Source organism: Clostridium aciditolerans, assembly GCF_016316925.1.
Lineage (GTDB): Bacteria > Bacillota > Clostridia > Clostridiales > Clostridiaceae > Clostridium_AM > Clostridium_AM aciditolerans.
On record NZ_JAEEGB010000026.1, the window covers coordinates 198,346 to 222,992 of the forward strand.

Below are 24,647 nucleotides of genomic sequence, written 5' to 3' on the forward strand. Positions count from 1 at the left end.
CTACCTCCTACCTATTCTAAGTGATTCAATATCATATTTACCTGGAGACTGAAGCCAATAATTCATAAAGCACAGACTATGTCCCTTATTTCCATCGGTATCTTCGGTAAGAATATCTAAAGTAATGTTATATGCATTATTTTTTCTAATGTCATTCTTATTAAATTTGAATTCATAACTAACTTCTAAGTTATCCCCTGCTTTCAATTCTAAAGGAAATTTAATCTCCTTTAATGGTTTTCCATTAACTTTAATTAATGCTACATCTTCAATAATATCAGGAAATTTTGTGTATAAACCTGTAACCTTTGTATCCTTAGTTGCTCTATGTGTAGAAGCCCCAGTGTTATCACTGCTTGAAGTAGCATTTGCCATAGTTAAAGTTGGACTATTTGTGTTATCGCCATGTAGATATATCCTGCCTATATCTTCGTTAATAATTTTTCCATTTGTAAAAGTAATTTTAGCCTTTGTAATGACCTTATTTTTAAGATTATCAGGAGCTTTATTTTGATCTAAATCACAAAAATTTACAGATATACATTTAAGCTTATAATAGCGCTTGTCATTATTTCTATCACTTTCAGTAAAGCTTATATATTCTTGTCCTATTTCAGGAAATTCAATATTTTGAACCTGTTCCTGTGAATTAATATTTTGAATATAATAAAACTGAATGTTATTCATAGCACTTTGAATATCATAATAATGCTTGATAAATATTGGCTCCTTAAGAATATGCTTCTCATAAAAATAAATGTTTCCCACCCAAGAAAGCATCAAAAACACTAATCCAAAGATTGCAAACTTTTTGTTCAAATTCATATTAATTCCTCTCAATAATTAGCTCTATTTACTATATTATGCAATACATTTTAATAAAAGTAAATCATGCTTATAGGGGCTACAGATAATTCTTTTTCCCTTTATGCAATTTAAATATCTTGATAAAATGAATTTATTGGTAATCACAAGCAATTATACTATTTCTTTTATAAAAAATTCTTTTGAACCTTTTTTGTATTTAATGTCTCTTATATAATAGGTGCACCTAAAAAAGGAGGTAATGACGTGGATGAGATCAGTTTGATACAGCGCTGTAAGGAAGGCGACATGGATGCCTTTAACGATTTATTTGAAAAATATAGCAAACAAGCCCTTAGAACAGTGTATCTTATAAGTGGACGAAATGATATAGCAGAAGATGTGGTACAAGAAGCTTTTATAAAATGCTATAGCGAAATAAAAAGCTTAAAAAATCCTAAAACATTTCAAGCTTGGTTCTATCGTCTACTTACAAGAATAGTATGGCGTTATTGTTCAAAAGAAAAAAATCATTTGTCTATAGAAAGTATTAATGATAGTAAGGATACAATTGCGGATAGTTTAGTGTTATCTGATATAGCAGAAAGAGACGAACTTAAAAAATTTGTGAATGAAGCTATCAACAAACTGAGTTTGCCTTTAAAAACAACTGTGATTCTCTATTATTATAATGAACTATCTATCAAAGAAATATCAAAAATCTTAGGCTGTTTTCAAGGCACAGTTAAATCAAGACTTTGTAACTCTAGAAAATTGCTTGAAAAAGAATTACGTAGCAAAAAATTTGAAGGCTACTCTTTTGCTGATAACTCTATTAGGAAGGAGCAAGATAAAAATGCCAAACCAACAACAATTTAAAGATATAGTAAAAGCAGCTTTGCTTGATAAGGCTGAAGAAGTGTCTCCATCGGATAACATGTTTGAGAGTATTAAATATGAAATTCAATCGAATAGGAGTGAAAAAAGGTTTATGTTAAAAGAAAAGTTTTTCCCATTAAATTTAAATTTAAAAAAATCTATTATTACTGCATCATGCGGTATATTTATAATTGCGGGATCAGTTCTTACATTTTCACCTAATATTAGGGCTTCAGCTTTTCAAGCCATAGATAAACGTGTTAATGGTTATACAAGTATGAGGAATTACGATAAAGTACCATCAAAAGATGCACTAAAAAAAGATTTAGGATACGAAATAAAAATGCCAGCTTCCCTTCCAGGAGGATATAAATTAGTTGATAGTGAAATATATGGTCATATTGATGGCTCAGCACCACCAGAGAATCAATATGATAAGAAGGCAGCATGTGCAACATATTCAAAGGATATGTTAAGAAAAGAAGCCATATCATTGGATGCTTTTAAAGCGGGAACAGAAGAAGATTTACCAATATTTAAAAATTCTAAAACAGTAACTATTGGAACTACTACTGCTTACTGGACAGAATATACAGTGCATATATTACCTAATGATCTGTTTGATAAAATGTCACAACAGCAAAAAGATGAAATTAATAAAGCTTCTGAAAATGGAAAAGAACTTTTAGTTATGGTCGGAAGTAATAAGGGCAAAAAGCTTAATGAGCAATTCAAAACTGCACATTCATTGAGATGGACAGAAAACGGGGTAAATTATAAACTTGCTGATCAAAATAATAAATTGACTTTTGAACAAATGTCAAAAATGGCTGAGAGTATAATAAACTCAAAATAACCTAATAAAAAAGACCTGAAGCAAATTAACAATAAAGGCTGCGTATCAAATTTAATACGCAGCCTTTGCTATTATTTAATTACTGTCATTCCGCCCATATATGGTTGTAATGCAACTGGAATGTTTATAGAACCATCTGCATTTAAGTTGTTCTCTAAGAAAGCAATTAGCATTCTTGGAGGTGCAACAACTGTATTATTTAATGTATGCGCAAAGTATTTACCATTTTCACCATTTACACGAATTTTTAATCTACGTGCTTGTGCATCACCTAAGTTAGAGCAGCTTCCTATTTCAAAGTATTTTTTTTGTCTAGGAGACCAAGCTTCTACGTCTACTGATTTTACCTTTAAGTCTGCTAAGTCACCTGAGCAGCATTCTAAAGTTCTTACTGGTATATCTAAAGAACGGAATAGATCTACTGTATTTTGCCATAGTTTATCGTACCACATCATGCTGTCTTCTGGCTTACATACAACAATCATTTCTTGCTTTTCAAATTGGTGAATTCTATATACTCCTCTTTCTTCAATACCATGAGCTCCTTTTTCTTTTCTGAAGCAAGGTGAGTAACTAGTTAATGTATGTGGTAAAGATTCTTCTGGTAATATAGTATCAATAAATTTACCAATCATAGAATGCTCACTAGTTCCAATTAAGTATAAATCTTCACCTTCTATTTTGTACATCATAGCATCCATTTCAGCAAAGCTCATAACACCAGTTACAACTTCGCTACGAATCATGAAAGGTGGAATGCAATATGTAAAGCCACGATTTATCATAAAATCTCTAGCATAGGAAATTACTGCAGAATGAAGTCTAGCAATATCTCCCATTAGGTAATAGAAACCATTACCAGCAACTTTTCTAGCACTATCTAAGTCAACGCCATTGAATTTTTCCATAATATCAGTATGATATGGAACCTCAAAATCAGGTACAACTGGCTCTCCATAACGCTCTACTTCTACGTTTTCACTATCGTCTTTACCAATTGGAACACTTGGATCAATTATATTTGGAATAGTCATCATATTCTTTTTGATTTTTTCTTCTAATTCGCCTTCTTTTGCTTCTAATTCTGCTAAACGCTCAGACTCTGCTGTAACCTTTTTCTTCATTTCTTCTGCTTCTTCTTTTTTACCTTGAGCCATTAATCCACCGATTTCCTTTGAAATCTTGTTTCTATCAGCTCTTAAAGCATCTGCTTCTGTCTTTACATTTCTAAGTTCAAGGTCCATAGCGATTACCTCATCTACTAAACCTAACTTATTATCCTGAAACTTTTTCTTCATGTTTTCCTTAACAATTTCAGGGTTTTCTCTTACAAATCTTAAATCTAACATAATTTTCCCTCCTAAGTTAAATGTAAATATTATTTTGTATTAAACCATAAGATAAAAAAAACTTCCGTCCCATATATAAACATTTATATATGGGACGGAAGGAATCCGCGTTGCCACCCAAATTGCTGATCTATAATAAGAAACAGCCACTCGACAGTAGTATAAAGGCTACCAACCTTTCGATTCATCACCGACAGCTCCAAAAGTGGAACGATTTAACCTTTCACCGATTCTCACCAACCATCGGCTCTCTGAAGAAATTTATAAATCATAGCTTTTATCAACACTGTTTTCCTAATATATAGTATATCCTAATTATACATAATCTTATACTTATTTGCAAGTAAAGACTTAATTTAATATTTCTCACCAATTTATAACATCTTATGAAATACAATATCATATAATTTTCAAAAAGTAAATAACAATATAAAAATCGAACCATCATATATGTCATCTCACCCTCTAACCTTATTAACACCACTTTTATCCATCATCAGAGAAATGATATATAAAACCAATACTGGCGTTACTAATAATGAAGTACATGCTATCCCAATGCTTATAGAAATTTTTGTAGCTATAACTCCAATAATTGGCCCACCTAAAATTTGCCCTAAAGCATTAATTTGTCCATTCATAGAAAGTATAGTAGCTCTTGCATTGTCATCGATATGGTTATTTAACCATGCACTAAATATAGGCTCATTTATAGTTCTAAACATGTTTGTTGATAAATAAGCTATTAGCATTAAACTAAAGTTTTTTGTAAGTGCAAATACTAGCATGCATAAAACATAAAATATGTTTATAGCTAATAATATCTTTCCACTATGATTTTCATCTTCTTTCTCTAACTTATTTGATATAAACTGCATTACTATAGCACTTAATATCATCCCTGTAATTCCGAATATACCGAACCAGGTTACTGGCTGAAGATTTCCAAGCTGCGGAAGCGTGGTATCCTGTAGAAAATGCGCATTGGAAAGTCTATCATAACCTTCACTAGATAAACCATGAAACAGAGTTATAGAAAGCAAAATCATTAATATGGCTTTACTTTTCACAAATTTAAATCCTGTTTTAAAAGTGTACCCCATCTTTTTAAAAGTGTTTAAATCTTTAGGAGCAGATGGTTTAAAATTGTTTTCTGGCATATACAATCCTAAAAATAATGCAAAAACTATAAATAGACATCCACTGACTATAATAGGCAGCCTAACAGATAAATTACCTATTATTGTGCTTAGTATTATTCCAATAACTGTGCCTATTTGCCCTGCTTGCGCTCCTTTTATATATATTTGATCTAAGTACTTAGTTTTCTCTTCTTCTGCAATCCACGCCTCAACAGAGCCGCTGACAAAGGTAGAACCTAATCCCCATATTACCTGTGCTGCAAGTATAAAGATAAAGCTAGCAAATGAACCTTCTAAAATGAATCCTAATCCTATTAGAACTGCACCGATAATAATAGATAGCTTACGGCTGTATACATCTGCAACTATACCTGTAGGAATTTCAAATAGAAAGCATGCTGCTTCCAGTGTAGTTCCAACAAGTATAAGTTGAAGTGGATTTAAATGAACCTTTTCAATATGATAAACTATCATAACTGTAGCTGCCAATGAAAAACACATTGCTGTAATAGCTGAAAATAATAAATAAATTTTATATGCTGAAAATTTTTTAACCATTAATCATTCACCGTCCCTATATTTTGAAAAAGTTTGTTTGTAATTTGTAATCTAAATATTTTAAATATATAAATCATCATAATAATCTCCTTGAATAAAAAAAGCCGCAAATGAACACAGGTTCACTTACAGCCTCATAATTATATGACCTAAATATAAACATGAAATATAGGACTTTAATTTATACAACTTATCATTAAATTATATAGATTAAAATCTTATATCATATCTATAAATGCAGCAAAAATAGGCATAAAAATACCGTGTTTAGAACACGGTTTTCCTACTATGCAAATAAGGTGTAACATGCTCATTATAATATTGACTATTTTTGAAGCACACAAATAAATATGGTAAGAATCAAGATTTTAAAAATTAATTCTACCACGAATAAACCTTGAACAATTCAAGATTTTTCTACGTACTTCCTAAAAATAATCCCTATTCAGTTAGTTTAGTTAAAAACTACCTCTTTGCGCATATTTACAACACCTTTACACTTATATTTTTTCATGTTTATATTTGAGTCTATTTATATTATACATAAACTTAGGATTTTTTCAATACACTTTTACCTCAATTATGATACATTCTCAATTTTAACCAGAAGCCATATCAGGTATAGGTGATATATATACTTTACATAGACTATATACACTACAATTAAAATAGTACTATAATTAGTATATAAAAAGTATAATTTTGGTATATTATTTAATATTGGAATTGAGGAAAAAGTATGCTATCATTTTTAAAACAGTCTAATAAAAACTTATATCATTTAACTACAAAACTTATTGTAATAACCATAATAGCCAGCATGTTTGTATTTTGTAGAATCATTTACCGCGACTCTGGAGGCTACCTTTTTTTAATATGGAATATATTTTTAGCATGGCTTCCATTTTATTTTAGTTTAATTTATACGAACTATAATTTTAGAATAAATTTTAGTCAATATATGATTGGCTTATTATGGCTTATCTTTTATCCTAATGCGCCCTATATATTAACAGACTTTATTCACCTATCAAAATATAAATTTTATGAAAATAAATCATATGAAATAATCTTTAATTCAAACTTTGCTATATGGTATGATTTCTTTTTAATTAGCATTTTTGTAATTATCGGTTTAGTATTGAGTTTTATATCATTATCTATTATGCACAAATATATAAAGGAAAAATATGACTATACCTTAGGGTGGCTTTTTATTCTTATAATTTGTATGCTAAGCAGTTTCGGAATCTATTTAGGAAGATTTGCAAGGGTAAATAGTTGGGAATTAGTAACTAATCCTTTGTATTTATTAAATGTTATTTTTAATAGTTTTAATCTTCAAGGACTAATTTTTACTATACTATTTGGCATTCTAATTCTCATTTTCTATTTAACCTTTTTCTTAATGAATAAATATCATTCTTAAAAATTTGCCTATGATAACTATAGTTATATCCAAATTAACAAAGATGCTAATAATAAGTTAAACATTTATAAACAAGATTTAAATAGTCTATGATTTCACTGTTAAATATATTTATTACCAAAATAGAACACAAAAGTCCTAAAACAATTCCTGTAACAACATCTGTAGGATAATGTACATTTAAATAAATCCTAGAAAAAGCAATTAATGAAGCTAAAATTAACACGAAAATGCTTAATCGATTGTTCATCATAATAAATATACCTGCCGCCGCAAAGGAAGATGCAGTGTGTCCTGATGGAAAGGAATATGTTATAGGCTTTGATATTAGCAGCTTATTTTCTTTCATAGTAACAAAGGGTCTTGTCCTCTTTATTAGATGTTTTATTATCCCTTCGCCAATAATTGTGGTTACAATCAGAGAAGTAATTAACATATAACCCTCAGCTCTATAATTATCATTACTTATCAAATATATTGAAATAATTACCCACACTATACCACCGTTACCCATGGCAGTAATCAGTGGCATTATTTTATCAAGTATTGTACATCGAAATTTTTTATTTAGTAAATCCAACATCTTTATATCAATATTCTGTAAATAACTCATCATATAACAATCACTTCCCTTCTATGTTTTATATACAAATGGGTTGTCTTTAAATGTATCTCAGTCAAATTCATCCTTCTCATATTTCTTTAAAATCCTGTACTTAATATATTCATTATGCGATAGAAATGTTAAGAACAGATTAGAAATATCTTAAGAAAATCTTAAAATTATTCTCTAATAATATCGATTTGAACTGAAACTTAACTGACACCTAACAAAAATTTTCAAAAATCTTTGTCACAACTTTTAATACTTATGTGTTAATATTATAGATGCCAAAATTGAAGGAAGAAAAAGGTATCAAAAATATTCTAGAATATATCAATCAAAAGCTTTTGAACAAGGTTACCTAGAGAGGAGGAACGCAGCAAAAGTATGGGTGTTATCAGTTATTTTAAGAAGAAAAAAGATGAGCAAAATTTTAGAACTACATATGAAAAATATTATGACACCATTTTCAAAAGAATCTCCTACCTCACTGGGGATATGCATGCAGCTGAAGATTTAACACAGGAGGTATTTATGAAGTTATATAATTCACCACCTGATCATAATAACATTGCTGCATGGCTAAATAAGGTTTCTACTAATATTTCATATAACTATATAAGAGATAGAAAAATTCATGAGGGAAAAAACGAAGTGATTTATGAAAAAGAAATGGATAACGTAGTTTCAATTGAAGAAGCTGCAATTAACAATTGTGAAGTAGACTTAACTAAAAAGGCGCTAAATATACTTTCCACTAGAGACCGTATGTGTCTGCTTCTCAAATTTTCAGGATACAAATATAGTGAAATTGCAGAAGTAATCGGAGTAGATAAAAACTCTGTGGGCACGCTTATATCGAGAGCACAAACAAAATTTAAGGATAACTACTTAAAATTAGAAAAAAGGGGTGAATAGAAATGAAGTGTCCAAGTGGAGGAAGCATTCAATCATATATTGACGGAGAACTTAATGATGTTGAAATGAAAGAGATAGAAATGCATCTTTTTGAATGTGAAAAATGCAAGGAAATTTATAAAGAATTAAACTCTGTAAACAGTTTCGCTATGGGAAAGCTTCAGGATTATAAGAAAGAGTTTGATATAAATAATATAAAAACAGGAAATATGAATATTGAAGTAAAGAATAAAAAAGGAGCGTTTAAAGATATGAAAAGATATAAAAAAATAGCAACAGCTGCCTGCGCAGCCCTTGTACTAACTACTTGTGTTACGGTGGAACCTATAAGAGCATCAGTTATTAATGCGGTTTCAATTTTTAGAGCAAAGGATATTAAAAGTGTAAATATTTCATTAGATGATGTTAAAAAGCTTGAAAAAGCACTTGAAGATCATAAGACAGATATTAATATTGATAAAATAGGTAAAGTTAATTTCCAAGGCGGCGAAGAAAAAACTGTAACTATGGAGGAAGCAAAAAAGACATTACCATTCACAATATCAGTTCCTAAAAATATACCAGAGAAAAATACAGAGAGTATTGTTATAAATGCACCTTCAAAAATTGATTTTACTCTAAACGTAGAAAATGTGAATCAACTCCTTAAATCTTTAGGAGGAAAAAAGGTATTTCCTAAAGATTTAGATGGAAAAACTTTTTCTCTAAACATGGCTGGAACATTAAATATTAGATATAAAGATGCTGCAAATGACAAATATATAAACATAACAGAAAGCAAAGTACCAGAAATTATTGCACCTGCGGAGGCAAATGTTGATGAAATATTCAATGCTCTTTCAGAGCTTTCTGTATTGCCACCAGAGATGCAAAAACAGCTGAAATCCATGAAGGACTGGAAGAGCACCTTATATGTCCCTAACGTAGGAAATCAGCTTGAAGAATTAAATATTGATGGAATGAAAGCAGTTGGATCCTTTGAAAATAATAACGGAAACAAATCTTCTTCCATTTTAATTCTTAATGATGGTGTTTTAGTTAATATTAATGGTAATGTAGATAAAAATGAAATGCTTGAAATTGCAAAATCTATGAGGTGATATTATTGGTAATTGAAACAGAAAATCTTTCTAAAATATATGAAAACAATAAGGGCTGCAGAGACATAAACATCTCTGTGCCCCAAGGTGAAATTTATGGATTTTTAGGTCCTAATGGTGCTGGGAAAAGTACCTTTATAAAAACTATTGTAGGATTATTGTTTCCTACTTCAGGAACTGCACGTATACTAGGCAGACCTATTGGAGATATTGGAGCAAAGAAAAAAATAGGATATTTACCTGAACTTTTTAAATATCAGGAATGGATGACAGGATTAGATCTCCTGTCTTTCCACTCCTCATTATATAAGCTTGATAAGAGAGCTGCTTCTATAAAAATAGAAGAAGTCCTTGAAATTGTTAACCTAAAAGGCGCTGAAAAAAATAAAATAGGTACCTATAGTAAAGGAATGCAGCAGCGAATAGGCATTGCCAGTGCCCTTCTTTGTGACCCAGAGCTTCTCTTTTTAGATGAGCCTACTTCTGCCCTAGACCCTATAGGAAGAAAAGAAGTTAGAGATATTATGTTGGAACTAAAAAACATGGGGAAAACTGTATTTTTAAACAGTCATCTTTTAAGTGAAGTAGAGATGGTTTGCGATAGTGCTGCTATTATTAGTAAAGGAACCATTATAAAACAAGGGAAAATGAATGATCTTTTAGAAGGAGACACTGTTTTAGATATTCATGCAGAGGATATAAATAATGAAATTTTAAATAAGCTTGAAAAGATTGATGAAGATGTAATTTTTGATGGAAAAAGCATTAAAATGCATGTAAAGGAGAATGGTGAGATACACGAAATTGCCTCATTAATTATAGAAGGCGGTGGAAAGCTCTATGGCCTTACCCCTCACAGGAATAGTCTTGAAGAGCTATTTATAAAACTTGTTGAAAGGGGGCAAGAGTAATGTTTGCTATTGCACTCTCCACTTTTAAAGAAATCTACAGGAAGAGAATTTTTCACATTATAGGTATTTTAACTATATTATATCTTGTTCTTTTAACTGTTATTTTTAGTTATATGGGCAAAAATTCCCCTCAAAATAATAGCATGATAAATGTGATTGTAGATCTTTCTTCCACTATTTCTATAGTTGGCTTTTACTTTTCTAGTATGCTTATAGCCTTTCTAACAGTAATGCTGTCCATAGGGATAGTTTCATCTGAACTAGAAAGCGGAACAATTTTGACCATTTTAACAAAGCCAATTAAAAGATGCGAATATATACTAGGAAAGTATCTAGGAACAGCTATTCTTATTATTTTATACAGTGCTATTCTTTACATAGCAGTAATTATTATTTCTACTGTAAGTAAAATATCTATTGTAGAAACTTTTGGAGTAGCAGCACTGGTTAAAGGATTTTTGTTTTTTATTCTTCAGCCTTTAACCATATTGGCACTAGCTCTTTATGGAAGCACTAAATTCAAAACCTTAAATAATGGAATTTTAATAATAGCTATATATATACTCGGAACAATTGGCGGGGTAATAGAGCAAGCAGGTGCATTTACTAATAACGCTTCCCTTTCCACCATTGGAATAATTTCAAGTTTAATTTCTCCCTTTGAAGTAATATATAGAAAAATGATCTCGACTATCTTTACATCCTTAGGCTCCTTTAATTTTGTTATGGGCTTTGGTATGCCAGGAAATTCAACTACGCCAAGTGCATGGATGATGGTTTATGTATCTGTATATTTAGTATTTTTTATATTTATGAGTATCAAGGTATTTGATAAGAAGGACATTGGATAGGTTTTAGATAATGTAAAGCACTTAAGAAAAGCATCACCACTTAATGGAAGTGGCGATGCTTTTTTAAGTTAAACTTCTGTAATCTTTTTAACAACCAATCTAAATTATTTTTGTTATCAATTCAAACTCTAAAATTAATTGTTATTTATCGGTGTGTCGTTAGTACCGTCTAGCTTAATTTTATAAGGAACTGATGGTGCTTCATCAAAAATGCGATTATAGTATATCCACCCATCAGTCACTTTTGGATAATATCCATACACATCTGCTATTTTACTAATTCCACTGCCATCTATTTTAATTTTAGATATGGAATGCCTATCAGAGGTAAAATAATAAATCCAATCTTCTGATATATCGAATCCATCTGGATATACATCTGCAATATAAGTTTTGTTACCTCCATCTAGGTTCATTTTATATAGCTGATTAGAGGAAGTTGTAAAATATATGTTATCTTTATATATCTTAAAGTTTACTATTTGAGTTAATTCATCAGATATTTGTATTCTATCAGAACCTTTAAGTTTAGTTTTATATATTCTACACTTACCTCCAGCTGATTGCTCTAATTGATAAATATAATCTCCTGCAGCATCTGAAGAAATTATTGTATTCATTGGTAATACGATTTGAACTAATATATCATCAACTACTCCAGTTCCCCCTAATATGTTAGCGGTTTTAAATGATGTTAGTCTTGATGATAAGAAGTTTCCGGTGGATACTCCAGAATATGAGCTTACCAATATAACTGCTGATGAATTCTTTGCAGCTAAAGCTGAGCCCGCTAAAGCATCTGGGAAATTTTCACCGTTAGATAAATAAATATTGTTAAAATTGAGCTCATTTTCAAATTTCTTTAATACTGCAATATTTGTATCATATCTACTATCCCCATATAATCTTTCAGCATTAGGCAGCGTATTAAAAATGTTATCACTTACTACATCATTTCCACCAATTACATATGTTTTATTTATCTTTTTATCTTTTATATACTTAGCAACACTACTAGGTAAATTTTCTCCTGATGTGAGTATTATAGGCATACCTTTTTGTGCTGCAATTGGTGCCATTGACATTGCATCTGGAAAGTTCTCACCGGAAGCTATCGCTAGTTCACCATTAAAACCAAGTTGTTCAGCAACTTTAACTGCAGTTTCATATCTATCTTGTCCATAAAGACGTATAGCTTCAATATTTATTTGTGAAAGTCTTTTTTCTACACTACTAGGTACAACTGCTGTTCCACCTATGATAAATACCTTTTTTACATTTAATCTTTTTAGTTCACTCTCTACCTTACTATCAATACTCTTTCCTGAGTTTAGCAATATAGGTGCGTTATATTTTTTTGCAAGTGGAGCAGCACTTAAGGCATCTGGAAAATTTTCTCCATTAGCTATAATAGCGTATTCCGAGCCATCAGACCAACCGCTTTTAGAAATTTCAATGGCAGTATCATATCTGTCACTTCCCCAAATACGGTGAATCTCAGCTGAAGCCATTACCTTAGTTGCAGTAAAAAATGTTATACCTACAGCACATAGCATAAGCATTAATTTATTTTTTATCATCTTAGTACCTCCATTTATTTCTTTATATAAATATCTCTTTGTAATATTGTTACTTTTATTTTGTACTCGCTTCAGTGCTCTCCTTTTCTAAACAGTAATATTTTATCATTAAATTACCTGTAATTCCATAGATTTATAATTCTAACAACTAATCTAAAATTACTCTTACTTTTGTATTTTTAATTAATGAAATTTGAATTAAATTGTTATGTAAAAAAGCGGCTGTATCCTTTTTGGGATGCAACCGCTAGTTTATTATTTATTTAATATACTCATTACCAACTAAAATATCAGATATTACCTCCGTTGGAATTACAAATTCTACAACACCCATATATCCAGGAGCCACCTCATATTTATTAAAGGAAATTACCAATTTACCTTCTGCATTGATATAGAAATTTTGATTTTCTGATATTTTATCAAAAATTTCCATGTTTTTCCCACCACCGCCATTAGCAATCCAATAAACTTTATTGGAATCTGACTGCACCTGTTCTCTCATTTGCTTTTTTATGTTCTCGCTTATGACTTCTACATAGCGGTTATCTTTAAATAAGCTTGGCAGGGTTATTAAAACTTCTTTTTTCTTATCGATGGTATCATATTTAAATGTTGTTGAAGAAGAACCTACAGTATTTACAACATAACGTCCCACAGATAATAGCTTATCCGTATCCGTTTTTACAACATATCCGCTATCTACCCCTAAATGACCATCACCTTTTTTCTTCAAATCTTCCATGTCAGCCATAAAATCCTCATATAGCTTCTTATTTTCAGTGATGTATTTCTCATTTAAGCTGTTCTCTAGCTCCTTATTTTTCAAGCCTTGTATGGAAGGTGTTTTTATATTAGCTTTGTGTTTATCTTCATTTACAGCATATTCTTTAAAGGTCAACACTTTAACAATACTGCCTACTATAGGTGTTTTTGACAGTGTTGCTGCAAATGCTGGGCTACTATTAACCCCTACTGTAAGTATGATTACGAATACAGCTACCGAAGCGGCTACAGTGCCTAGTCTTTTAAATATACCTTTTCTTTTCGTACTATACACACCGTTGTCTTTTAACGTCTTTCTTACTAAAAAGTCCAGCTCTTCTGGAATAGGGATTTCTTCATAATTCTTTTTAAGTTGATGTAAGCTTTTACTTTTCATATTAGACCTCCTTATAATTATTCATTTTTATACGCAGCATTTCAAGAGACTTATATAAACGAGTTTTTACAGTATTAGTATTTTCATCAAGAATTTCTGCAATTTCCTCTATCTTTAGGTCTTCAAAATACCTTAATATTATTAAAGTACGAAAGTTATCCGGTAGATTATTCAATGCTCTTTGCAAGTCAAAGTTTTCATACTCATCAACCGCTCCAGTGTCTAAGCTTATCAGAATCTCTTCTTCCACAATATCTACCTTTCCTTTTCTCCGCAGAAAATCTAGAGAAGTATTCACTAAAATCCTATAAAACCAAGTTTTTATGTATTCTGGGTTTTTTAGTGAGTCCATAGAAGAAATTGCTTTACATATAGATTCTTGGACAATATCCAAAGCATCATCAACGTTTTTTACATAGCTGTATGCTAACCTATAGTGCTTTTCTTTATATTTAATAACATATTCTGCTATTTGTTCTTTCAAACAACTTTTGTGCATTGGCACCAACGCCTCCTTTTTTCTTTTAGATACGTATCTTAACGGCTTTACACTTTATAGACGTTCATGCAGCATAAAAAGTTTTTAACTCTTTCAAAATTAAATATGATCAGTCCAATCCTTAATATTCCCTAATTAGCATTATAGCAGACAATCAAAGCAAGCTTTTCTTGGGTTAATACATAAAAAGTTCAGAGCTCCATAATATCACTCTGAACTTTTAAAAGTCTTTGAATATGCTATTTTTGTACTACTATTTTCATGGTATAGCGAAGCATTTACTTCTCCGCCTATTATAACAATAACAGCTACGAGAAAAAGCCAGGTTAGTAGGATAATTATAGCACCTATGCTGCCATAGATAACTGAATAATTAGCAAAGTTATTTACATAATATGCAAAGGCAGCAGATACAAGTATAAGGTTAAGAGTTGCTAGTAGAGATCCTGGCAAAACCTCCAGCCAAGTAAGCCTTTTACATGGAGCATAACGGTAGAGAGCAGTAAAAATAAATATAGCAGTAGATATAACTATAGAATATCTGATAACTGCCCACAAAGTAATCAACTCATGGGAAAAGCCTAATTTATAAGCAGCATAGTTCCATATAATACGTCCTAATATTAATAAAAACATCATAATAAGTATTATAAAAGCCATTCCAAGAGTACAAAGAATTGAAATAATCCTAACTTTAATAAAATTTCTTGACTCAGGAACTCCATAAGCTTTATTGAGGCCTTTTATAACTGCATTAAAGCCAGCAGAAGCAGACCATATAGTAAGTATTAAACTAAAAGACATAAGTTGATTGTGCTTGGTAGTAATCACCTCAGAAATGGCATTACTTATAAGGTTGAAGGCACTTGCTGGCATAAGCCTGCTTAGAGCTACTAGAATTTCATTATTGCTCAAAGAAGTATGTCCTATAAGAGTCATAAGAAAAATTATAAAAGGAAAGAAAGATAAAACTAAATTATATGCAAGCTGATACCCCAAAGCAGGAACATCATCATTATTGAATCTCGAAATCAAATCTAATAATAGTCTCCTCATATTACAACAGTCTCCTACAATATTCTTTCTATTATATTGTGCATATTCCTATTATATGCCAGCTTGACTAACAAATACTGCTAGCTCAGTTCTACTATTTAGCTCTAGTTTCTCAAGTACTCTTGTAACATAATTCTTTACAGTTCCCTCTGTTAAAAAGAGAATCTTACAAATGTCTTTGTTACTCTTACCCTGGGCAACTAGCTTTGCAACATCAATCTCTCTTGGTGTAAGTACATCTAATTTATGCTTTAGATTATCAAAACTCTGCTTTTCATTAGTAATTAAATTAAAAGCTTTAACTACCTTTACTGTTACCTCAGGGTCAAGCAGCATAGCTCCATTGTAAACTGATTTTATTGCTTTGATTATATACTCTGACCCAGCATCTTTTAAGAGGTAGCCGTCTGCTCTATTTTTAATTGCTTTAAATATATACTCATCTTCATTAAAGGTTGTAAGGATTATCACTTTTACATTTTTATATTTTTCTTTAATAATTTTAGTGGCTTCCACCCCATCCATTATTGGCATTCTAACATCCATAAGAATCACATCCGGTTGTAACTTTTCTAGAAGCATAATTAGTTGTTTTCCGTTTTCTGCTTCTCCAAGTATATTTATCTCTTCATACAAGCTTAAAATCATCTTTATTCCTTCTCTTACTAGTTCCTGGTCATCAGCAACTATAACATTTATCATATTTATACTTCCTCCATTAATATTGGAATGCATATATCTATACCAAATCCTAAATCATCATTACTAAAATACTTCACTGATCCATTCAATGAAGTTACTCTATTTTCAATTCCAATTAATCCATTTGACTTTATAATTTTATTACAGCCAATTCCATTATCAGTTAAAATAAGCCTTATACCTTTCTTTTCTCTTGTAATACTTATATTGATTTCTGTTGCCTTTCCATGTTTTATACTATTAGTTATAGATTCCTTGATAGTTTTATACATAGAATTCTTAATAATTGAGCTTAGGTTATCCAGATTTTTATCTGGATTAAAACTAATTTTTATATTATTAAGCATATGAAAATTATTAATTATTTCCTCAACAGAACCATTAAAGTCTTTTATTTCCCGTTCTTCCTTAAGTAAATTAACAGCTTCTCGCAAGCTGCTAATGCTGGATTTTGCAATATCTTCAGACTTAGTTAATACTTCTTTCAATTTCTCAGGTTTTGTATCGCATATCTTCTTGGCAAATTCCAAATGCATAATGAGAGCCATTAGAGAATGACCTACTGAATCATGAAGCTCTTGGGCCATTATTGTTCTCTCCTTTGACGCAGTTAACTCTTCCACTTCCAATGTATATTGCTGAAGCTTTATATTCGCAAGCTGTAGCTTTTCATTTAATTTATTTACTTCTTCTTTTTCTGTTCGAATAATTTTTACAGAGTATGCTATGCTAGCTACAGCAAAATAACTTAATAGGTTAAGGCCTAAACTTGAAAGACTATCCCAGTTGTTAGACATTCCTGTATCTAAAATTAATAGTATTAAAAATAATAGTAAATGCACTAAAAATAAAGTTTTTAGCCTTATTCCTTTTAATTTTAAAAGTTCTATTAAAGGGAAAAATATATAAACGTTAGTTCCAAATCCCCTTACAAAATATGTTAACACTGCAGCTCCACAAATGGTGAAGAGTAAGGAGAAATACATATAATTAGAATCTATATCTAATTTAACACTTCTAGTATAGTCATTTATCATTAGTATAGTACTAAAGACTAATAGTAATATCATCGCAACAATCTTATTATGATATAAAAAATAAGTACGAATAAATATGGATATTAATAAAAAATATTTAAAAACTACTAAGTACTTTTTAGACACAGGCATTTTTATAACCTCTCTTTATTTAAGTCGTAGATAAACTCCATTTAATTCAAGTTGCACTTTATAGCAAACGTCCTTTTTTTACATTATAGCATTGTACATACATTAGGCAATATATTACTTAAGTCATATATTATTTGATAACTAAGGTAACTACAAATATAGCTAGTTCTATATTAATATTTACTCATGGCAAATAAATTTTAAAAATGTTCATGAGGTGAAGTGCTTCAGAGCACAGGCATTTCTTACCTTATTATGCTTTCTTCTCAACTTATCAGTAGAAGCTTAACTGTATTTTTAAGGTCTCCTCAGGTATGGACTCTATATTTGCAGCAGCGTAGTAATAAGAAAGCCCGTAGAAGGAATAGGCGAAATAGGAAAAATAAAGTTTTGTAATTTAAATTATATACAAATTAAGGAGGTATTTTTTATGAGTGGAGTTACAATCGCTATCTATATTTGGAGTGCCTTTTGGATTTATTGGATATTATCAGCAATAAACACTCGTTCAAAAGTGAAAAAGGAATCAAGTGGACAAAAAGAGACGCAGAGAGCTATTCATTTGACCTTTGTAGTAATAGCTTTTATTATTACATTTTTTCAATTTAGAAATATCTTTTTGTGGAATGAAATAATACCCCATACCCCACCTGTTGAATACATTGGTGTAATAATTTTAGTGTTATCACTTCTATTTGCTATATGGGCAAGAGTAGTATTAGGCAAAAATTGGAGTGGAGCAATACAAAAGGTAGAAGGGCAAAGATTGGTTTGCAATGGCCCATATAAATATATTAGGAATCCAATTTATACAGGAATTGTTTGTGGTTTTTTCGGTACGTTTATTACCTTTGGAACTATTGCTTCATTAGTAGGGTTTATTATTATTTTATTTATTTACATCATTAAAATAAGTAAGGAACAAAAATTTCTGATAGAAGAGTTTGGTGAAGAATATAAGAAATATATTACTAAAAGTTGGGCTTTAATACCATTTGTATTCTAATTACTTAAGTTCTCTCAAACTAGTTTCAAAAAATAATTAAAGAATAATACCTGTTTTTCTTAATATAGAAAGACAAGTATTATTCTTATGAATAAGCAAATGCTCTAGCAGCACCTTACTTGCATTTTAACTTTTCCCAGGTAATTTTTTAATTAATACCTTGCTTATTCTTTTCCTATCACATTTTAATATTATAAATTCATAATCCTCATAATTAATTTTATCATTAACTTGTGGATATGACTTTAGCTGTGAATATATCCATCCTCCTATGGTATCAATATTTTCCGATTCAATGTCAATTTTTAGTAGTTCATTTATATCCTCAAGAACAAGTTTCCCATCTACAATGTAATTACCATCTTCATTTTTAGTAATCTCATCACACTCTTCATCAAACTCATCCTGAATTTCACCAACAATCTCTTCTAAAATATCCTCGATAGTTACTAAGCCTGCCGTTCCTCCATATTCGTCAATTATTATAGCCATTTGTACTCTTTCTTGCTTAAATATCTTTAACAATTTGCTTATTGAAAGTGACTCTGGAACAAACTTAAGCTCACGAATAATGCCTTCTATATTTTGATTATTACCCTCAATTTTCTGCTTATATAAATCCTTAATATGTATGAATCCAATAACATTATCTTTACTGTTTTTACATACTGGATATCTAGTTATCTGTTCATCTAAGGCAAATGCTATAATCTCATCAAAAGAATCCTCTAAAAAAATACACGCCATATCAGTACGGGGTATCATTATTTCCTTTACGGTTTTCTCAGAAAAATCAAATATGTTATCTACAAAAGTTAATTCAGTTTTATCAATTAAACCGTGCTTATAGCTATCTTCAACTAACAGCTTTATTTCTTCATCGGTATGAGCTGCTTCATGTTCATCAACTTGTGAAATTCCAAATATCTTTAGAACTAAATTAGTACTATGATTAAAAGCCCACATTATTGGATAAGTCAATTTATAGAACATTATAAGCGGTAGTGCTGTGTGCATTGCTATCTTTTCTGCACTTATAATCGCTAGAGATTTAGGTGCTAACTCCCCAAGTACAATATGAAAGGCTGTTATAATTGCAAACCCTAAAATAAAAGAAATTGAGTGTATAACACCTTCTGGCAAATGGAATAATTTAAATATTGGAGCTAGCATATCTGAAACAGCAGGTTCCCCTATCCATCCTAAACCTAAGGATGCTAAAGTTATTCCTAGCTGACATGCAGATAAATATGAATTCAAATCATTAACAACTTTTAAAGTATTTTTTGCAGTTCTATCTCCTTCAAATACTAATGTTTCTATCCTGGATTTTCGTACTTTTACCATTGCAAATTCTGTGGCAACGAAAAACCCGTTCATAAATACAAGTAAAAATACAATGATAATGTTTATTAGAATAATCATATATTAATAGTTTCCCCTCCGAGTTATAATATATATTTTCATCTATAGTCTCTCAATCTATTTTACAACATTCCTTTACTATTCTCAAATATTATAATTTGCATGAACTAATATCTTTTATTTAAACTTTTCGGGCTTTGAAACTCTCATATTCAATATGTATCCACATTTAGTACATATCTCTGCAAGAACTTCTGAGCCTTTTCCTGGCTTAAATATTATATTAATAGGAAATAGTTTTGAATCAGCACCAAATGTTCCTTGTGCAAATTCTGTACAACTACATTCAGGACATTTCTTTTCTTGTTCCATGATATTCATCTCCTATATTATTTTTTATTTCAATGATATTCGTAGAAATTTATTGTTAGAACAAAGACATAATACCTTACAGGTTCAGTAATTCACAAGAAGACTATGTAACTATTATATATCTATAATAACTATAAATTGTTTTTGCATTACAACACAAAAATATCGTAAAATTCATTTCTAAATAATACGATATTTTTACAGGTTATATAATTTATAATATTACTATCAGAAAACTAAAAGATTATTCCTTTTCAGATATCTTTTTATAATGTCCACTTATTTTACTATAAGGAATTAAAACAATAGGTTGATCCGCTGGTGTAAATAGATCTATACCCTCTTGATTTTCATCTGGTCTAAAATATTTTTTCCCATACTTTTCTATTACCCAACCTTTAGTTCCAGATGGAATTGAGCCCCAATTACCATTCTTTTTAACTGACTCAAATGATGGCATTGGAACACTAAATCTACTTATAGGTGGATAATAGCATACTTCTGTAAGTTCAATTCTGTATAAATTCTTTCTTTCTAGAAAACTCATAAAAATCCCCCTACTCTGTTCTTTATGGGCTTTTAACCCACTTACGGTTTATTTGTATAATATTCTATCAAAGTAATGCTTAAACTTTAATATATATTGGCTGGACTGTACAAAAATTCAGTTCAAAGGTCTGAATTTAACGCCAAAATGCACACTAAGATTACAAAATTTTATAATAAGTTTTTGTATTGCTAATTATATTTAATTTATAGCTTTACCAATTATTTCATGTTAACTTTTATATATATTTTCTTTACTAACACCAATAAGATATAAATAATAAACACATTAGCAAAGAAACCTAATATATTAATGTTCATTCCTTTATTTCCATCAAATAGATTACTAAAGAGTTGAGAACTTCCTTTATTCCCTTGATATATTAACCAATACTCACAAGGAAATCCAAAGTTATATTTTATTAAAGTTCCATTTTGTCCTATATTTGCCGGTATAATAAAGGAAAGAATTATAGTAATTAATATACTTAATTTACATTCCCAAGTTTGTATCCTTCTCATTTTATTCACCTTTCTATATTATTGCCACACAATAATTTTTTGCCAACCCCACTTAATTCTCATGGAAATTATATCATACTTTCCATATTATTTCAGTAAGGCATCTATACATGATCTAATATCTTTTATAATACATTATTGAATAAAATTACATACTCTTTATAAAAAATAAAAAATAAATTAAAGCCCTTAGGTGTAACTAAGTACATCTAGGGCTTCAAACCATTGATATTACTTATATGTGTTGCCTTTGCTGTTTTACTACACACTCTATCTGAAGTAAATCCTGAAACATATCAACTTTGATTCCTACACTGACTTAAAAAAAGCTCCTGCTGCTTGGTCTTTTATTCCAGAATTTATAGAGCTTAGGCGAGTTTTCTTTTAAAAATTTCATATATTGTTTATAGCATCTAAGTCTTTTAAGCGTTTTTAGCATTTTTCGCGGATATGATGACCTTTTATCTAAATAACGTGTAGTATCAACAATTCTAATTTTATGATCTCTAGTTACAAATACTTCTTGCATTCTGATATCTATTCTTGTAAATTTTAATTTAATAAATACATTAATGAGCTCTGTTAATTCTCTTGCTAAATTATTATCAAATCCATTTTCTTTAATATAATCTTGAATATTTTGCCCATCAATATATTCACGTATCATATATCTGTCCTTACATTCATATACTTTAGGAAATTGAGGATATCCTGAAGCGTGTTTTAGTACACGATATTCCATCTGCATATCTTTAGCGTGCTTACAAATTTTTATGCAGCGATTTTCATCTAGCCTATAAACTTTACCATGACACCCCTTCCCTATCAAAGGTAATCCTTTTAAATTTTTATTTCTCACTTTCTCAGCTCCAGTATATTTTTTATCATTTCTAATATACTATATAAAAATATTTTTGTTTTTGAAATTATAATATGTATTTAATAATGTTAATGATACAAGAGAAATTCAAACAGTAATTAATGGTTTTATTGATTAAAGCATTAATTAAATATGTCTTTGTCACTAAATCTTATCATTACAACAAAAGAATATCGTAAAATTCAGTTCAAAGGTCTGAATTTTACGATAAAATGCACACTCTATTGTAACGCTTTTAATATTTCTACATATATTAGTATGTAGTGTGTTTTAGGAGGAATAGATTTGATCCATTACTATCCATATTTCGGTTATATAACCAAATGTAAAAGGCATCCTATAACCTTTCCACCTCAACACCAGCCTGTACAGCCTGGATTAGAGTACCTTATGTTTCCAAGGCCCATATTCAATGATCCAGACTATACTGGAAGTGGCAAATTAAAAAATAAAGTTGCTTTAATTACTGGTGGAGATAGTGGTATTGGAAGAGCCGTATCCTTAGCCTTTGCCAAAGAAGGCGCAGACATTGTTATTGTATATCTTAACGAGCATATTGATGCGAGAGAAACAAAATCATTGGTAGAAGCTCAAGGAAGAAAGTGTATTTTAATTGCTGGTGACCTGAGGGAAGAGTCCTTCTGTAAAAAAATAGTTGAAGATACCCTTTGTGCTTTTGGTCACCTAGACATATTAGTTAATAATGCTGGAGTACAATTCCCACAGATAAGTCTTGAGAATATTACATCAGAGCAATTGGAAGCTACCTTCAGAACAAATATTTTTCCAATGTTTTATGTTACTAAGGCTGCTCTACCTCACCTCAAAAAAGGAAGTGCTATTATAAACACTGCTTCCGTTACAGCCTACAGAGGTGCTGAACTACTTATTGATTATTCTTCTACAAAGGGAGCTGTTGTAAGCTTTACTCGTTCATTAGCTCTTTCTCTTGTATCAAAGGGTATAAGAGTTAATGGAGTTGCTCCTGGGCCTACTTGGACACCTCTTCAACCTGCAAGCTATCCAGCATGGTATGTAGCATTCTTTGGTTCAAATACTCCTATGAAAAGAGCTGCTCAACCTGTAGAGCTAGCACCTACTTATGTTTACTTAGCATCTAATGATTCTACCTATGTTACTGGCCAAATTCTTCACGTAGATGGCGGCAGCTTCTTAGGATCTTAAAACTTTAAATGCAGCTATTTCTTTGCGCTAATATCTTTTTAGATGTTAGCGTATTTCTAGATTATACTAATGTCCATAAGAATCTATTAACCAAGGTGAATTTTTGTCTTTCCTGATTAAAATGTAATTATATTCATAATTCCCACTATCCTTTGGACCTACTCCCTCTTTTTTATATTTAACTTCAAAACCTACTTTAAAAATAATTATATTTTCTAATTCTGATTTTTCCTTTTCCATATCTATTATCTGACCCTTTTTTCTACTGCGTAGGTAGATTTCCTTATTAGTTTGATCGGTGTCTTCTATTATATCGGTAACCTTAATATACTCTAAATTATCAAATCCCAATGCCGATTTTGAAGATTGATTTTTTTCCGTTGTTAATGAATTCATACCTTCCAAATTCTTTTGATTATAGTATTTAAAATACTCTTCTATCACATTCTTCGGCTCTAAGAAAGGCATTTCAACGCTTTTATCTTTTGAATTTTGAGTTGTACATCCTGTTAAAATTATTAATAGGCATAAAATTATTAATCCAACTTTCTTAATAATAACCGACCCCTTCCAAATATCTATTTATGTGAACAAAACATTTCAAAATAATTATACTATATACTGAGAATTACATTTCTTACTTTTTTTATTGCCAATTATAATGTAATTCCCCGTAACAGGTATAACGTAGACTTTTTAACGTATTATTTTACTAATTCTACTTCTCCTATGGATGTTATAACTAATTTAAATTTATTAACATTCTCATAAGAACTTAAAGGAAAGTTTGTAGATATTACTATCTTATTATCCTTTGAGTCAATACTAAAACTACTTGATAGATATTCTTTTCCTTCTTCATCTACTAACTTCATATTCTTCCCCAAAAATGCATCTCCATCTTTATATTTTTCATCTACCGCAAAAGTTACATTAAATGATGTTGGTCTTGATTTAGCTGATATTATTTCTATTCCAGATTTATTACTTTCTACCTTGTATTCAACTGAATTAACTGTATCTGATTTCCCTCCACTAAGTTTTAAATCCCATCTTCCATCAATACTTTTAAAATTTTCAGAGCTCTTATAAAATATTTTAACAGCTTCTACTTCTACTACTGCATTTTCTAGCTTAGGTATGGAACCGCTAATAGATTCAAGAATCACATCATACTGAGCTTCACCATTTGCTAAATCTAA

General features: G+C 30.2%; 26 protein-coding genes and 1 other annotated feature. Of the genes, 9 read left to right on the plus strand and 17 right to left on the minus strand.

From position 1 onward, the window contains the following. On the minus strand, positions 1 to 825 hold the full coding sequence (locus I6U51_RS17645; protein WP_211143874.1) for a hypothetical protein: 825 nt from the start codon (positions 823 to 825) through the stop codon (positions 1 to 3). A 246-nt stretch (positions 826 to 1,071) separates the two neighbouring features. On the opposite strand from I6U51_RS17645, the gene I6U51_RS17650 reads away from it, so the two are divergent. Then, positions 1,072 to 1,683, plus strand: a complete 612-nt coding sequence (locus tag I6U51_RS17650) for a sigma-70 family RNA polymerase sigma factor (protein WP_211143875.1) — start codon at positions 1,072 to 1,074, stop codon at positions 1,681 to 1,683. Beyond that, positions 1,661 to 2,539 carry a hypothetical protein gene (locus tag I6U51_RS17655; protein ID WP_211143876.1) on the plus strand — a complete coding sequence of 293 codons (879 nt, stop codon included), beginning with the start codon at positions 1,661 to 1,663 and terminating at the stop codon, positions 2,537 to 2,539. Before I6U51_RS17650 ends, I6U51_RS17655 begins: the two co-directional genes overlap by 23 nt. A gap of 71 nt (positions 2,540 to 2,610) precedes the next feature. Here I6U51_RS17655 and serS read toward each other — a convergent pair whose 3' ends face one another. Beyond that, positions 2,611 to 3,888 carry a serine--tRNA ligase gene (gene serS, locus I6U51_RS17660; protein WP_211143877.1) on the minus strand — a complete coding sequence of 426 codons (1,278 nt, stop codon included), beginning with the start codon at positions 3,886 to 3,888 and terminating at the stop codon, positions 2,611 to 2,613. 87 nt (positions 3,889 to 3,975) lie between these two features. After that, positions 3,976 to 4,181 (minus strand) — a binding site (T-box leader). 165 nt (positions 4,182 to 4,346) lie between these two features. Next, a complete protein-coding gene (locus I6U51_RS17665) occupies positions 4,347 to 5,588 on the minus strand; it encodes an MFS transporter (protein ID WP_211143878.1) in 1,242 nt (413 codons plus the stop codon). Positions 5,589 to 6,408: 820 nt separating this feature from the next. On the opposite strand from I6U51_RS17665, the gene I6U51_RS25440 reads away from it, so the two are divergent. After that, on the plus strand, positions 6,409 to 7,017 hold the full coding sequence (locus I6U51_RS25440; protein ID WP_425489776.1) for a DUF1361 domain-containing protein: 609 nt from the start codon (positions 6,409 to 6,411) through the stop codon (positions 7,015 to 7,017). Positions 7,018 to 7,063: 46 nt separating this feature from the next. Here I6U51_RS25440 and I6U51_RS17675 read toward each other — a convergent pair whose 3' ends face one another. Further along, positions 7,064 to 7,633 (minus strand): phosphatase PAP2 family protein, encoded by a 570-nt coding sequence (locus I6U51_RS17675; RefSeq protein WP_211143880.1) that lies wholly within the window; start codon positions 7,631 to 7,633, stop codon positions 7,064 to 7,066. Between the two features lie 375 nt (positions 7,634 to 8,008). On the opposite strand from I6U51_RS17675, the gene I6U51_RS17680 reads away from it, so the two are divergent. The 4 genes from I6U51_RS17680 to I6U51_RS17695 are packed head-to-tail and all read left to right on the plus strand — an operon-like array spanning position 8,009 to position 11,401. Beyond that, positions 8,009 to 8,539, plus strand: coding sequence for a sigma-70 family RNA polymerase sigma factor (locus tag I6U51_RS17680; RefSeq protein WP_211143881.1), 531 nt, complete (start codon positions 8,009 to 8,011; stop codon positions 8,537 to 8,539). Between the two features lie 2 nt (positions 8,540 to 8,541). Then, a complete protein-coding gene (locus I6U51_RS17685) occupies positions 8,542 to 9,639 on the plus strand; it encodes an anti-sigma factor family protein (protein WP_211143882.1) in 1,098 nt (365 codons plus the stop codon). Positions 9,640 to 9,644: 5 nt separating this feature from the next. After that, the gene (locus I6U51_RS17690; RefSeq protein WP_211143883.1) at positions 9,645 to 10,550 is read left to right on the plus strand and encodes an ABC transporter ATP-binding protein; all 906 of its coding nucleotides are present in this window, start codon (positions 9,645 to 9,647) and stop codon (positions 10,548 to 10,550) included. Beyond that, positions 10,550 to 11,401: an ABC transporter permease gene (locus tag I6U51_RS17695; RefSeq protein ID WP_211143884.1), complete on the plus strand. Its 852-nt coding sequence runs from the start codon at positions 10,550 to 10,552 to the stop codon at positions 11,399 to 11,401. Before I6U51_RS17690 ends, I6U51_RS17695 begins: the two co-directional genes overlap by 1 nt. 134 nt (positions 11,402 to 11,535) lie before the next feature. Here I6U51_RS17695 and I6U51_RS17700 read toward each other — a convergent pair whose 3' ends face one another. From I6U51_RS17700 to I6U51_RS17725, 6 genes are all read right to left on the minus strand, one after another. After that, positions 11,536 to 12,981, minus strand: coding sequence for a cell wall-binding repeat-containing protein (locus I6U51_RS17700; RefSeq protein WP_211143885.1), 1,446 nt, complete (start codon positions 12,979 to 12,981; stop codon positions 11,536 to 11,538). 259 nt (positions 12,982 to 13,240) lie between these two features. After that, positions 13,241 to 14,143 (minus strand): anti-sigma-V factor RsiV, encoded by a 903-nt coding sequence (rsiV, locus tag I6U51_RS17705; RefSeq protein ID WP_211143886.1) that lies wholly within the window; start codon positions 14,141 to 14,143, stop codon positions 13,241 to 13,243. Position 14,144: 1 nt separating this feature from the next. Continuing rightward, positions 14,145 to 14,642 (minus strand): RNA polymerase sigma factor SigV, encoded by a 498-nt coding sequence (sigV, locus tag I6U51_RS17710; RefSeq protein ID WP_211143887.1) that lies wholly within the window; start codon positions 14,640 to 14,642, stop codon positions 14,145 to 14,147. Between the two features lie 207 nt (positions 14,643 to 14,849). Next, the gene (locus I6U51_RS17715; RefSeq protein ID WP_211143888.1) at positions 14,850 to 15,698 is read right to left on the minus strand and encodes a YihY/virulence factor BrkB family protein; all 849 of its coding nucleotides are present in this window, start codon (positions 15,696 to 15,698) and stop codon (positions 14,850 to 14,852) included. A 51-nt stretch (positions 15,699 to 15,749) separates the two neighbouring features. Beyond that, a complete protein-coding gene (locus I6U51_RS17720; protein WP_211143889.1) occupies positions 15,750 to 16,400 on the minus strand; it encodes a response regulator in 651 nt (216 codons plus the stop codon). Positions 16,401 to 16,402: 2 nt separating this feature from the next. After that, positions 16,403 to 17,437, minus strand: a complete 1,035-nt coding sequence (locus tag I6U51_RS17725; RefSeq protein WP_246517422.1) for a sensor histidine kinase — start codon at positions 17,435 to 17,437, stop codon at positions 16,403 to 16,405. Positions 17,438 to 17,999: 562 nt separating this feature from the next. Here I6U51_RS17725 and I6U51_RS17730 point away from each other — a divergent pair. Beyond that, positions 18,000 to 18,575, plus strand: a complete 576-nt coding sequence (locus tag I6U51_RS17730; RefSeq protein WP_211143891.1) for a methyltransferase family protein — start codon at positions 18,000 to 18,002, stop codon at positions 18,573 to 18,575. Positions 18,576 to 18,701: 126 nt separating this feature from the next. On the opposite strand, the gene I6U51_RS17735 is transcribed toward I6U51_RS17730, so the two are convergent. From I6U51_RS17735 to I6U51_RS24850, 5 genes are all read right to left on the minus strand, one after another. Continuing rightward, the gene (locus I6U51_RS17735; RefSeq protein ID WP_211143892.1) at positions 18,702 to 20,000 is read right to left on the minus strand and encodes a hemolysin family protein; all 1,299 of its coding nucleotides are present in this window, start codon (positions 19,998 to 20,000) and stop codon (positions 18,702 to 18,704) included. 117 nt (positions 20,001 to 20,117) lie between these two features. Further along, positions 20,118 to 20,312, minus strand: coding sequence for a transcription initiation factor TFIIIB (locus tag I6U51_RS17740; RefSeq protein WP_211143893.1), 195 nt, complete (start codon positions 20,310 to 20,312; stop codon positions 20,118 to 20,120). A 244-nt stretch (positions 20,313 to 20,556) separates the two neighbouring features. Continuing rightward, a complete protein-coding gene (locus I6U51_RS17745; protein ID WP_211143894.1) occupies positions 20,557 to 20,859 on the minus strand; it encodes a hypothetical protein in 303 nt (100 codons plus the stop codon). A gap of 221 nt (positions 20,860 to 21,080) precedes the next feature. After that, entirely contained in the window at positions 21,081 to 21,380 is a 300-nt protein-coding gene (locus I6U51_RS17750) for a hypothetical protein (protein WP_211143895.1), read from the minus strand. Positions 21,381 to 21,699: 319 nt separating this feature from the next. Beyond that, the gene (locus I6U51_RS24850; RefSeq protein WP_211143896.1) at positions 21,700 to 22,239 is read right to left on the minus strand and encodes an AarF/UbiB family protein; all 540 of its coding nucleotides are present in this window, start codon (positions 22,237 to 22,239) and stop codon (positions 21,700 to 21,702) included. Between the two features lie 306 nt (positions 22,240 to 22,545). On the opposite strand from I6U51_RS24850, the gene I6U51_RS17760 reads away from it, so the two are divergent. Next, positions 22,546 to 23,445, plus strand: coding sequence for an SDR family oxidoreductase (locus I6U51_RS17760; protein WP_211143897.1), 900 nt, complete (start codon positions 22,546 to 22,548; stop codon positions 23,443 to 23,445). A 66-nt stretch (positions 23,446 to 23,511) separates the two neighbouring features. On the opposite strand, the gene I6U51_RS17765 is transcribed toward I6U51_RS17760, so the two are convergent. Both I6U51_RS17765 and I6U51_RS17770 read right to left on the minus strand, forming a co-directional pair. Next, on the minus strand, positions 23,512 to 23,913 hold the full coding sequence (locus I6U51_RS17765; protein ID WP_211143898.1) for a DUF4829 domain-containing protein: 402 nt from the start codon (positions 23,911 to 23,913) through the stop codon (positions 23,512 to 23,514). A 236-nt stretch (positions 23,914 to 24,149) separates the two neighbouring features. Then, positions 24,150 to 24,614: a hypothetical protein gene (locus I6U51_RS17770; RefSeq protein WP_211143899.1), complete on the minus strand. Its 465-nt coding sequence runs from the start codon at positions 24,612 to 24,614 to the stop codon at positions 24,150 to 24,152. Positions 24,615 to 24,647 lie beyond the last annotated feature (33 nt).

Excerpts from the sequence above, each read along its gene's own strand:
- I6U51_RS17740 (WP_211143893.1), bottom strand. The coding sequence starts at position 20,312 with ATGGAACAAGAAAAGAAATGTCCTGAATGTAGTTGTACAGAATTTGCA.
- I6U51_RS17685 (WP_211143882.1), top strand. The coding sequence starts at position 8,542 with ATGAAGTGTCCAAGTGGAGGAAGCATTCAATCATATATTGACGGAGAA.
- I6U51_RS17735 (WP_211143892.1), bottom strand. The coding sequence starts at position 20,000 with ATGATTATTCTAATAAACATTATCATTGTATTTTTACTTGTATTTATG.
- I6U51_RS17715 (WP_211143888.1), bottom strand. The coding sequence starts at position 15,698 with ATGAGGAGACTATTATTAGATTTGATTTCGAGATTCAATAATGATGAT.
- I6U51_RS17645 (WP_211143874.1), bottom strand. The coding sequence starts at position 825 with ATGAATTTGAACAAAAAGTTTGCAATCTTTGGATTAGTGTTTTTGATG.
- I6U51_RS17720 (WP_211143889.1), bottom strand. The coding sequence starts at position 16,400 with ATGATAAATGTTATAGTTGCTGATGACCAGGAACTAGTAAGAGAAGGA.
- I6U51_RS17695 (WP_211143884.1), top strand. The coding sequence starts at position 10,550 with ATGTTTGCTATTGCACTCTCCACTTTTAAAGAAATCTACAGGAAGAGA.
- serS (WP_211143877.1), bottom strand. The coding sequence starts at position 3,888 with ATGTTAGATTTAAGATTTGTAAGAGAAAACCCTGAAATTGTTAAGGAA.
- I6U51_RS17750 (WP_211143895.1), bottom strand. The coding sequence starts at position 21,380 with ATGAGAAGGATACAAACTTGGGAATGTAAATTAAGTATATTAATTACT.
- I6U51_RS17700 (WP_211143885.1), bottom strand. The coding sequence starts at position 12,981 with ATGATAAAAAATAAATTAATGCTTATGCTATGTGCTGTAGGTATAACA.
- I6U51_RS17680 (WP_211143881.1), top strand. The coding sequence starts at position 8,009 with ATGGGTGTTATCAGTTATTTTAAGAAGAAAAAAGATGAGCAAAATTTT.
- I6U51_RS17675 (WP_211143880.1), bottom strand. The coding sequence starts at position 7,633 with ATGATGAGTTATTTACAGAATATTGATATAAAGATGTTGGATTTACTA.
- I6U51_RS25440 (WP_425489776.1), top strand. The coding sequence starts at position 6,409 with ATGTTTGTATTTTGTAGAATCATTTACCGCGACTCTGGAGGCTACCTT.
- I6U51_RS17745 (WP_211143894.1), bottom strand. The coding sequence starts at position 20,859 with ATGAGTTTTCTAGAAAGAAAGAATTTATACAGAATTGAACTTACAGAA.
- I6U51_RS17765 (WP_211143898.1), bottom strand. The coding sequence starts at position 23,913 with ATGCCTTTCTTAGAGCCGAAGAATGTGATAGAAGAGTATTTTAAATAC.
- I6U51_RS17725 (WP_246517422.1), bottom strand. The coding sequence starts at position 17,437 with ATGATAAATGACTATACTAGAAGTGTTAAATTAGATATAGATTCTAAT.
- I6U51_RS17665 (WP_211143878.1), bottom strand. The coding sequence starts at position 5,588 with ATGGTTAAAAAATTTTCAGCATATAAAATTTATTTATTATTTTCAGCT.
- I6U51_RS17730 (WP_211143891.1), top strand. The coding sequence starts at position 18,000 with ATGAGTGGAGTTACAATCGCTATCTATATTTGGAGTGCCTTTTGGATT.
- sigV (WP_211143887.1), bottom strand. The coding sequence starts at position 14,642 with ATGCACAAAAGTTGTTTGAAAGAACAAATAGCAGAATATGTTATTAAA.
- I6U51_RS17655 (WP_211143876.1), top strand. The coding sequence starts at position 1,661 with ATGCCAAACCAACAACAATTTAAAGATATAGTAAAAGCAGCTTTGCTT.
- rsiV (WP_211143886.1), bottom strand. The coding sequence starts at position 14,143 with ATGAAAAGTAAAAGCTTACATCAACTTAAAAAGAATTATGAAGAAATC.